The sequence below is a fragment of the Thorsellia kenyensis genome, assembly GCF_042432445.1.
GTDB lineage: Bacteria > Pseudomonadota > Gammaproteobacteria > Enterobacterales > Thorselliaceae > Thorsellia > Thorsellia kenyensis.
This window is the reverse complement of record NZ_JBHLXE010000055.1, coordinates 1-1,107: the sequence shown is the minus strand read 5'-3', so window position 1 is coordinate 1,107 and position 1,107 is coordinate 1. Positions and strand designations below refer to the sequence as shown.

General features: G+C 35.0%; 2 protein-coding genes. Both read right to left on the bottom strand.

Annotated elements, in window-relative coordinates:
- Positions 1-103: 103 nt before the first annotated feature.
- Positions 104-442: an IS66 family insertion sequence element accessory protein TnpB gene (gene tnpB / locus ACFFIT_RS05475; RefSeq protein WP_385876648.1), complete on the bottom strand. Its 339-nt coding sequence runs from the start codon at positions 440-442 to the stop codon at positions 104-106.
- Positions 439-957: a hypothetical protein gene (locus ACFFIT_RS05470; RefSeq protein ID WP_385876647.1), complete on the bottom strand. Its 519-nt coding sequence runs from the start codon at positions 955-957 to the stop codon at positions 439-441. The genes tnpB and ACFFIT_RS05470 overlap by 4 nt, the downstream gene beginning before the upstream one ends.
- Positions 958-1,107 lie beyond the last annotated feature (150 nt).

The following is a 1,107-nucleotide window of genomic DNA, read 5'->3' as shown; positions in this document are numbered from 1 at the left end:
TTTTGATTGATTTTTCATAGGTGTAATTATACCAAAATTAATCACTTAAATAAATAAAAAACAACAGCTTACTTGACTTTTAAGTGATGAGAAATGACGATTTTTAGTGTTTAAAATTAGCTAAATTTAACCCTTCAATTTTAGAAAAATCGAACCCTTTACACAGCCAATTAAATTGCTCTTGTGTCAAAATCAGTTCAGATTGTTCAGTTTGAAATTTAGGAAAATTACCTTGGTGTAATTTGCGTTGGCATAACCAAATACCATGTGAATCCATACTGATTAATTTGAACATACTCCGTTGGCGGTTGGTAAAAATAAATAACGCACCTGAGAAACATTTGTTTGGGAAATTAACCCGCAAAAAAGTAGTCAAACGGCCCATCCCCAAACGCATATCAATGGGAGCTGTTACAAAATAAATAGAATTGGAGTGAATCATGACACAACTCCTATAACCCGTTCCAGTAAAACAATATCGCATTTAACCTGCAAACCAGAGGGTAAGATAACCGTTACCTCAGGTATTGGTTGTTGAAAATCAGATTCATGAATATTAGGCTTGTCTGGATGACATTTTTTTTGCATATTAATTTCTGGGAATACTGCAGGTTTATCCTTGTGAGTTTGGGATAACACTTTTCGATTAGGTTCTAGCACTTTAACAGGCACAAGTGTGGCTGTTTGTGGCGCACTTTGTGATACTAGCGTCGTAGAAGTATCAATTTTGGACGCACTATTGATGATTTCAACCTCAATCACATCCGTGGCATGTACAGATTTTTCATGTATGGAGTTAATAGATTTAGCAGATAAAGCCTTTTTTACGTAATAAGGCCAACATCTAAAGGAGTTAAAATTGATATTATGCAAAGCTGCATAATCAGCCATTTTAAGCCCAGAGGCTTCGCGTGCTTCTAAATGCGCGATTTTTTCTTGTATTGTGTATTTTCTCATAAAGCATAATCCTCGATTGGTTGAAATTATGCTTATTTTAGTGAATTTATAGGCTTACTCTAGATGCGTTCCTCGGATGCTTACATTAAAGTCTTGGAAAAGGGAGTTTATTGAGAGTTCTGAAAAGAAAAACAGCCATGCACAAACGAC

Bases quoted from the DNA above. Each gene is read 5' to 3' on its own strand.
- ACFFIT_RS05470 (WP_385876647.1), bottom strand. From the start codon at position 957: ATGAGAAAATACACAATACAAGAAAAAATCGCGCATTTAGAAGCACGC.
- tnpB (WP_385876648.1), bottom strand. From the start codon at position 442: ATGATTCACTCCAATTCTATTTATTTTGTAACAGCTCCCATTGATATG.